The following is an 8,408-nucleotide window of genomic DNA, read 5'->3' on the forward strand; positions in this document are numbered from 1 at the left end:
GGGAACGCGGCTCGGTGCAGGACCGGGGCGTGGGGCGAAGCCGCCATGGGTGAGGGCAATCACGCCGAATCTCGCGCGTCCGGTTCCGATGGGGCTGAGAGACTGAGCGGACGTACCAGCGCCTGTCAGAGGCGCCCACCAACGAACAGGACTAGCCAACGATGAACATCGTCGTTTGTGTGAAGCACGTGCCTGACGCTCAGGCCGACCGCGGCTTCAACGAATCGGATCTGACGACGGATCGCTCAAGCGTCGACGGGCTGCTCTCGGAGCTCGATGAGTATGCCGTCGAAGAGGCCCTGAAGATCGCCGAGGCGGCTGGCGGCGAGGTGACCGTCTTGACGATCGGCCCCGCGCAGGCGGCGGACGCCGTCAAGAAGGCCCTGCAGATGGGTGCCGACAAGGGCGTGCACGTCAGCGACGACGCGATCAAGGGCTCGGATGCGTGGGGGACCTCGCTGATCCTGGCCGAGGCGATCACCAAGATCGGCGAGACCGACATCGTCTTGACGGGAATGTCCTCAACGGATGGCTCGATGGGCGTCGTCCCCGCCATGGTTGCCGAGCGACTTTCGTTGCCGCAAATCACCTTTTCTGCCGCGGTGTCGATCGACGGCAAGACCGTCACTGCCCGCCGCGACGGCGACGCCGCCAGCGAGACCATCGTCGGCACGCTGCCGGCGCTGGTCTCGGTAACCGACCAGATCAACGAGCCCCGCTATCCCTCCTTCAAAGGAATCATGGCCGCGAAGAAGAAGCCGGTCGAGACGTGGAGTCTGGCCGATCTCGGCATCGACGCCTCCCAGGTCGGCCTCGCCAACGCCTATACCGAGGTGATCTCGGTGACCAAGCGCCCGCCGCGGGCGCAGGGACAGATCGTCACCGACGAGGGCGACGGTGGCGAGCAGCTCGCCGCCTTCCTGGCCGCCGGCAAGTTCATCTGACCCACGACACGAGAAGGATTAGGAAGACACACTCATGGCCGAGATCTTCGTGCTCGTGGACCACGCCAATGGGCAGGTCCGCAAGACCACCAATGAACTGCTGACGATCGCCGCCCGGCTCGGCGAGCCATCCGCGATCTACCTCGGACCGGGCGCCGCCGACGCCCAGGCAACGCTGGCGAAGTACGGCGCCAAGCGCGTCTACGCCCTCGACAGCGCCGATGTCACGGGCTATCTCGTTGCGCCGCAAGCGGAATTCATCGCCGCGTTGGCCAAGAAGCTCAAGCCCGCCGCGATCTTGATCCCGGCGAACCCGGCCGGCAAGGAGATCGGCGCCCGCGTGGCGATCAAGACCGACTCCGGCCTGATCACCGACGCCATCGACGTCCAGCCGGCCGATGGCGGCGCCATCGAGACCACGCAGTCGGTCTTCGCCGGCTCCTACACGGTCAAGGCGAAGGTGACCAAGGGGACCCCGATCATCTGCGTCAAGCCCAACTCCGCTGCGCCGCAGGAGAACCCGGCTGCCGGCCAGGTCGTCCCCGTCAACCTCACGATCCCCGAGTCCGCGAAGGGCGCGCAGATCACCGAGGCCAAGGAGAAGCAGTCGACGGGTCGTCCCGAGTTGACCGAGGCCGCCATCGTCGTCGCCGGTGGTCGCGGCACCGGCGGTGACTTCTCGGCCGTCGAGGCCTTCGCCGACTCGCTCGGCGCTGCGGTCGGTGCATCGCGTGCCGCCGTGGACGCGGGTTGGTACCCGCACACCTCGCAGATCGGCCAGACGGGCAAGCAGGTCAGCCCGCAGCTCTATGTTGCGGCCGGCATCTCCGGCGCCATCCAGCACCGTGCCGGCATGCAGACCTCGAAGACCATCGTCGCGGTCAACAAAGACCCAGAGGCCCCGATCTTCGAACTCGTCGACTTCGGCGTGGTCGGTGACCTGTTCACCGTGCTCCCCGCCGCGACCGAAAAGATCCAGGCCAGCAAGGCCTGACCCGACCGGCGCTCCGCAGCCCCCGCCGTCCGCACCGGACGGCGGGGGCTGCGTCGTGTCGCAAGGCGACGCTCTATCCCATCCTCGGCCGTCTCGAAGCCGCCCAGATGGTCACCACGCACTGGACGCCTGGCGACGGCCGCCCGGGGCGCAAGTTCTACGAACTCAGTGCGGAAGGCCGCAGTCACTTGCGACCCGTAGCGCCGACCGGCAGCAGTTCACCGACCTCACCACCCGGCTGTTCTCCCATGACAGCTCGGGCGCACACGAAGGAGCCGGGTCATAATGGGCTTGTCGCAGTTGGCCGCCGTCATTCTCGTGCTTCCCGGACTGCGGCGCCGTGGCCTGTCCGGCCGGGCCGCCGGGTGGGCGCTCGGTCCTACGATCCTGCTCGCCCTCGTCCTCGCCTGGGCCTTCCCATCCCCGCTGTTCCCCACACCCCGGCCCGCGACGATCCTTGCCTTCATCGCGGTCCAGCTTCTGGGCCCGGGTCTGCTCGCGCACACCAGTTGGCGATCCCTTCCTCGCGAACCGGTCAGCGGCCGCGTCCAGGGACGTGATCGCGCCGTTGCCCCCTGTTCCCCCTCATCGTCCTGATGCCCATCGCCACTGCGCTGGGCCGCCTGGGCAACTGAGGTCGGACGCCGGCCCCGGCGCAACGAAATAGAATCCGTCGGTGACTGTCTACCTCGACCATGCGGCGACCACGCCGATGCTGGCCGCCGCGCGGGCCGCGATGATCGAGCAGTTGGAGCACACCGGCAACGCCTCCGCCATCCACTCGCTGGGGCGGGAGGCGCGCCGGGTCGTCGAGGAATCCCGTGAGCGGATCGCCGCGGCGGTCGGCGCGCTGCCCAGCGAAGTCATCTTCACCTCCGGCGGCACCGAGGCCGACAATCTCGCCATCAAGGGTGCGTATGCCGCCCGCCAGGCGGCGGACCCCGCCCGCCGAGGGATCGTGCTGAGCGGCATCGAGCACCACGCCGTGCACGATCCGGTCGAGTACCTCTGCGCGAGCCAGGACGCGAATGTCACTTTCGTCGAACCGACGCCGGACGGCGTCGTGACAGCCAGCACTCTTCAGGCCGCGCTTGCCCAGGACGACCCCAAGGATGTCGCGCTCGTCTCCGTCATGTGGGCCAACAACGAGGTGGGCGCCATCGAGCCGGTCGCCGAGATCGCGGCGCTCGGCGCCGAGTTCGGTGTGCCGGTGCATTCGGACGCGATCCAGGCCGTCGGGCACATCCCGGTCGACTTCGCCGCGTCGGGGCTGTCGGCGCTGAGCCTGGCCGCGCACAAGTTCGGCGGCCCGCAGGGCGTCGGTGCGCTGCTGTTGCGCCGTGACGTCGCCTGCGTGCCGCTCCTGCACGGTGGCGGGCACGAACGCGACATCCGGTCGGGCACGCAGGACGTGGCCGGTGCCGTGGGGATGGCCACCGCGCTGCGCATCAGCACCGAGTCGATGGATACGACGACCGCACGCATCACCCGGCTGCGTGACCGGCTCCTCGACGTCCTGCTCGACGTTCCGGGAGCATCCGTCAACGGGCCGGTCGGCGCCGGTCGCCTGCCCGGCAACGCCCATGTCACCTTCGGCGACTGCGAGGGCGATTCGCTGTTGATGCTGCTCGACGCCAACGGCATCGAGTGCTCCACCGGTTCGGCGTGCACCGCCGGGGTGGCCCGCGCCAGCCACGTGCTGCTGGCGATGGGTTTCGACGTGCCGCACGCCCGTGGGTCGCTGCGGTTCTCCCTCGGCGCCACCAGCACCGACGCCGACGTCGACGCGGTGGCCGAGGTGATCGGCGACGTGGTGGATCGGGCACGCACCGCCGGGCTGGTTTCTGTTCGTGGAGGTATCCGGTGAGAGTTCTTGCGGCGATGAGCGGCGGCGTCGATTCGGCGGTGGCCGCGGCCCGCGCGGTCGAGGCCGGTCACGACGTGGTCGGCGTGCACCTGGCGCTGTCGACGGCACCCGGTGCGCTGCGCACCGGTTCGCGTGGATGCTGCTCCCGGGAGGACGCCGACGACGCCCGGCGCGCCGCCGACGTGCTCGGCATCCCGTTCTACGTGTGGGATTTCGCGCAGCGGTTCCGTGAGGACGTCATCGATGACTTCGTCGCGGCCTATGCCGCCGGCGAGACGCCCAACCCGTGCCTGTCGTGCAACGAGAAGATCAAGTTCTCCGCGCTGGCGGAGAAGGCGGCGGCGCTGGGGTTCGACGCACTGGCCACCGGCCACTACGCGCGGCTGGTCGACGGTGAGCTGCGGCGCGCGGTCGACGAGGACAAGGACCAGTCCTACGTCCTCGCGGTCCTGACCGACGACCAGTTGCGGCGGGCCATGTTCCCGGTCGGGGACACCCCCAAGCCGCAGATCCGCGAGGAGGCGGCGCGACGCGGGCTCCTCGTCGCCGACAAGCCCGACAGTCACGACATCTGCTTCATCCCGACCGGCGACACCCGGGCCTTCCTCGGAGCCAAGATCGGCGTTCGGCCGGGGGCGGTCGTCGACGCTGAGTCCGGCGAGAAGCTCGCCGACCACGCCGGCGTGCACGGATTCACCATCGGTCAGCGCAAGGGACTGGGGATCGATGCTCCCGCGCCCGACGGCGCTCCGCGCTACGTCACCGCGATCGACGCGGCTACCGCAACGGTGACCGTCGGACCGTCGTCGGCGCTGGGCGTCTCGCGCATCGCCGCCCGTCACGCAGTGTGGACGTCGGGCTCGGCCCCCGCAGGTCCGGTCGAGTGCGTCGTGCAGGTGCGCGCGCACGGCGGGTTGGCGCCCGCGGTGGCGCTGGCGGTCGTGCTCGACGGCGAGCCCGGCATCGAGATCGAACTGCGTGAGCCGTTGACCGGCGTCGCCCGAGGGCAGGCTGCAGTGTTGTATGCGCCGGACCCGGTGCGCGGCGACTTGGTGCTCGGGTCCGGGCGCATCGCCGACACCGTATGAGCGGCGCTCCGATCCTGCGCGGGGGCACCGCGACCGGCATCGGTTCCATGCCGGGCACCGACCCGCTGGCCGCGGCCCGGGTCGCGTTCAACGAGGTGGCGCTGTCGTTCGTGCCCGAACTGCCCGGCCGGGGAATCGGTGCCGACATGGTCGGGCGTGCGGCCGCCATCCTCGTCGACATCCCCATGGAGATCGAGCGGCAGGGATATCGCCTCGCATCCGGGCGCACGCGCCTGATGAGCCGTGCCGACGGATTCCTGCGGGCCGATTTCGACGCCGCCGAGGAGGTCGTCGAGCGCGGCGGGTTGTCGATGCCGTGCAAGCTCGCGGCCATCGGGCCGTTCACTTTCGCCGCCCTCGTCGAACTGCCAAGCGGGCACAAGGTGCTCCACGACCGCGGTGCCTGGCGCGACGTCGTCGCGTCGCTGGCCGAGGGCCTGGCGCGGCGCGCTGACGACTTGGCGCGACGGCTGGGCGTCGACGTGGTCGTGCAGTTGGACGAGCCGATGGTGGGCCGGGTGATCGACGGCGAGATCGCGCCGTTGACTCGCCTGGACGTCAACCGCGCCATCCCCGCGCCCGATGCGGCCGCCGCGCTGGAGGAGATCGCCGCCCGCGTCGGACGGCCAATGGTGCTGCACAGCTGCGCAGCGCCGCGCTGGGATCTGATCGGGCGTCTGTCGTCGTATGCGGTGTCGCTCGACGTGACCGGCATCGACGTCGCCGACTACGACCCTCTCGGCGGGTTCGTCGACGGCGGCGGCACTCTCATCGCCGGCGTGGTGCCGACGTCGGCGCCCGCGGCACCGCTCTCGGCCGACGAACTCGCGGGTCGCCTGCTGGAGATGACCGATCGCATCGGCTTGCCGCGCAGCGTCGTTCGCGAGCACGTCCTGGTCTCTCCGACGTGCGGTCTGGCGGGCGCGGGGGAGTGGGCCGCGCCCGCGCTGGCTCTCTCATCGAGGATCGCCGACCAGCTGGCCCGCGCCGACTGAGCCCGATTTCTCGCCGACCGAGCCCTATTCGTCGCCGACCGAGCCCGATTTGTCGCCGAGCGAGCCCTTCGCGTCGAGCTCCGCGACGGTCCGCTTGGGGGCCACCTGGCGGAACGAGGCGTCGAGGAGTTCGCCGACCTCGGTCCAATCGGAATTCTCGTCGAGGATCAGCCCGACCCAGCCGTAGGCCCCCATGTAGGCGGGCAGGAAGAACCGCTCGTCGGCCAGGAGGGCCTCTCGTTCGGCGGGATCGGCGACGACCAGCAGAGACTGGTCGAAGCGCCGCCCGGGCACGCCCTTGGCGGGGTTTTTCTCCCCGCCGCCGTACATGCCGAACATCTTGGGGCAGCGGAACGTGGGGCGCCCGTGTGCGACCTGCTCGGTGGCGGTCGGGAACGCCAGGGCGATCGCGCGGACCCGGTTCAGCACGGGATCGTCGTCGGAGAACATTATCGGGTGGGGCACGCCCTCCATTCTGCGCTGCTGGCGGGTCAGACCCCTCGACTACGCTTCATGTCGTGGATAACGCCGACGTGCAGCGCGAATGGACCGACCTGGCCGAGCAGGTCCGCGACCACCAATTCCGCTACTACGTGCGGGATTCGCCGATCGTCTCCGACGCTGAGTTCGACACGCTTTTCCGCAAGCTGCAGGCGCTGGAGGAAGCCCATCCGGAACTGGCCGTGCCCGATTCACCGACGAAGTTGGTGGGTGGCGGATTCGCCACCGAGTTCAGCGCTGTCGACCACCTCGAGCGGATGCTGTCGCTCGACAACGTCTTCGACGACGACGAGATGCGCGCCTGGATCGAGCGCACCGACGCCGCGGCCGGCGCGCAAGTCCCGTTCCTGTGTGAGCTCAAGATCGACGGCGTCGCCCTCAACCTCGTCTACGAGAACGGCAAGCTCGTCCGCGCAGCCACACGGGGCGACGGCCGGACCGGTGAGGACGTCACGCTCAACGCGCGCACCATCGAAGACATCCCCGACGAACTGACCCCGTCGGCGGCATACCCGACGATCCCTGAGGTCCTCGAGGTACGTGGCGAGGTCTTCTTCCGGCTGGCCGACTTCGAGGCACTCAACGCCAGCCTCGTCGAGGCGGGCAAAGCCCCGTTCGCCAACCCGCGCAACAGCGCCGCCGGATCACTGCGACAGAAGAATCCCGCGATCACCGCCCAGCGCCGCCTCGGCATGTACTGCCACGGCGTCGGCTACACGCAGGGCTGGCGTCCCGACAGCCTGCACGACGCCTACTTGGCACTGGGTGAATGGGGCCTGCCGGTGTCGAGTCATACCGTGCGCGTCGACGATTCGACGCAGGTCCTCGAGCGGATCGCCTACTGGGGCGAGCACCGCCACGACGTCGAGCACGAGATCGACGGCATCGTTGTGAAGGTCGACGACACCGCAGTCCAGCGCCGCCTCGGATCCACCTCCCGGGCCCCGCGTTGGGCGATCGCCTACAAGTACCCGCCCGAAGAGGTCACCACCAAGCTCTTGGACATCCGCGTCGGTGTCGGGCGCACCGGGCGCGTGACGCCGTTCGCGTTCATGGAGCCCGTCCTCGTCGCCGGATCGACTGTCGCCCGTGCCACGCTGCACAACGAATCCGAGGTCAAGCGCAAGGGCGTGCTCATCGGCGACACCGTCACCATCCGCAAGGCCGGCGACGTCATCCCCGAGGTCCTAGGCCCGGTCGTCGACCTGCGCGACGGCACTGAGCGCGCCTTCGTCATGCCCACCCACTGCCCGGAGTGCGGAGCGCCGCTGCGCCCGGAGAAGGACTCCGACGTCGACATCCGCTGCCCCAACGCGGAGTCCTGCCCGGCGCAGCTGCGCGAGCGACTGTTCCACCTGGCCAGCCGCGGTGCCTTCGACATTGAGGCGCTCGGCTATGAAGCGGCGTCGGCGCTGCTGACTGCCGGTGTCATCGGCAACGAGGGCGATCTGTTTGCGCTGCGCCCGGAAGACCTGGCGAAGGCCGATCTGTTCCTCACCAAGAACGGCATGCTCTCGGCCAACGGCAAGCGGCTCTTGGAGAACCTGGACAAGGCCAAGCAGGTACCACTGTGGCGGGTCCTCGTCGCCCTGTCCATCCGGCACGTCGGACCGACGGCGGCGCGCTCGCTGGCCACCGAGTTCGGCTCGCTGGAGGCCATCGAAGCCGCCGACGAGGAGCAGCTGGCCGCCACCGACGGCGTCGGGGCGATCCTGGCGACGTCGATCCGCGACTGGTTCGCGATCGATTGGCACCGCGACATCGTCGACAAGTGGCGCGCCGCCGGCGTTTCCATGGTCGACGAGCGCGACGAGACGATCGAGCGGACGCTGGAGGGCAAGACGATCGTCGTCACCGGCTCACTGGTGGACTTCTCGCGCGACGGCGCCAAGGAAGCGATCCTGTCGCGCGGCGGCAAGGCGTCGGGCTCGGTGTCGAAGAAGACCGACTATGTCGTCGTCGGGGAATCACCCGGATCCAAGGCCGACAAGGCCGAGCAACTCGGCGTACCGATCCTCG

General features: G+C 69.5%; 8 protein-coding genes and 1 pseudogene. 8 read left to right on the forward strand and 1 reads right to left on the reverse strand.

The window, feature by feature from the left end:
• The first annotated feature begins 161 nt into the window (after positions 1–161).
• From B4L26_RS05620 to B4L26_RS05645, 7 genes and pseudogenes are all read left to right on the forward strand, one after another.
• Positions 162–944 (forward strand): electron transfer flavoprotein subunit beta/FixA family protein, encoded by a 783-nt coding sequence (locus B4L26_RS05620; protein ID WP_290716848.1) that lies wholly within the window; start codon positions 162–164, stop codon positions 942–944.
• A gap of 34 nt (positions 945–978) precedes the next feature.
• Positions 979–1,938 carry an electron transfer flavoprotein subunit alpha/FixB family protein gene (locus B4L26_RS05625; RefSeq protein WP_290716851.1) on the forward strand — a complete coding sequence of 320 codons (960 nt, stop codon included), beginning with the start codon at positions 979–981 and terminating at the stop codon, positions 1,936–1,938.
• A pseudogene (locus tag B4L26_RS19075) lies at positions 1,935–2,120 on the forward strand (PadR family transcriptional regulator); the annotation flags it as partial. The gene B4L26_RS05625 and the pseudogene B4L26_RS19075, both read left to right, overlap by 4 nt.
• 103 nt (positions 2,121–2,223) lie before the next feature.
• Complete coding sequence (locus B4L26_RS05630; RefSeq protein WP_290716853.1) at positions 2,224–2,535, forward strand: hypothetical protein; 312 nt, start codon at positions 2,224–2,226, stop codon at positions 2,533–2,535.
• A gap of 79 nt (positions 2,536–2,614) precedes the next feature.
• A complete protein-coding gene (locus B4L26_RS05635; protein WP_290716856.1) occupies positions 2,615–3,805 on the forward strand; it encodes a cysteine desulfurase family protein in 1,191 nt (396 codons plus the stop codon).
• A complete protein-coding gene (mnmA, locus tag B4L26_RS05640) occupies positions 3,802–4,893 on the forward strand; it encodes a tRNA 2-thiouridine(34) synthase MnmA (protein WP_290716859.1) in 1,092 nt (363 codons plus the stop codon). The genes B4L26_RS05635 and mnmA overlap by 4 nt, the downstream gene beginning before the upstream one ends.
• Positions 4,890–5,888 carry a vitamin-B12 independent methionine synthase gene (locus B4L26_RS05645; RefSeq protein WP_290716863.1) on the forward strand — a complete coding sequence of 333 codons (999 nt, stop codon included), beginning with the start codon at positions 4,890–4,892 and terminating at the stop codon, positions 5,886–5,888. Before mnmA ends, B4L26_RS05645 begins: the two co-directional genes overlap by 4 nt.
• A gap of 24 nt (positions 5,889–5,912) precedes the next feature.
• Here the strand turns inward: B4L26_RS05645 and B4L26_RS05650 are convergent, their stop codons facing one another.
• Complete coding sequence (locus B4L26_RS05650) at positions 5,913–6,353, reverse strand: MmcQ/YjbR family DNA-binding protein (RefSeq protein ID WP_290716865.1); 441 nt, start codon at positions 6,351–6,353, stop codon at positions 5,913–5,915.
• 53 nt (positions 6,354–6,406) lie between these two features.
• On the opposite strand from B4L26_RS05650, the gene ligA reads away from it, so the two are divergent.
• A partial coding sequence (gene ligA / locus B4L26_RS05655) for an NAD-dependent DNA ligase LigA (protein WP_290716868.1) occupies positions 6,407–8,408 on the forward strand: 2,002 nt, incomplete at its 3' end.

The sequence above is a fragment of the Gordonia sp. UBA7599 genome (assembly GCA_002477755.1).
Lineage (GTDB): Bacteria > Actinomycetota > Actinomycetes > Mycobacteriales > Mycobacteriaceae > Gordonia.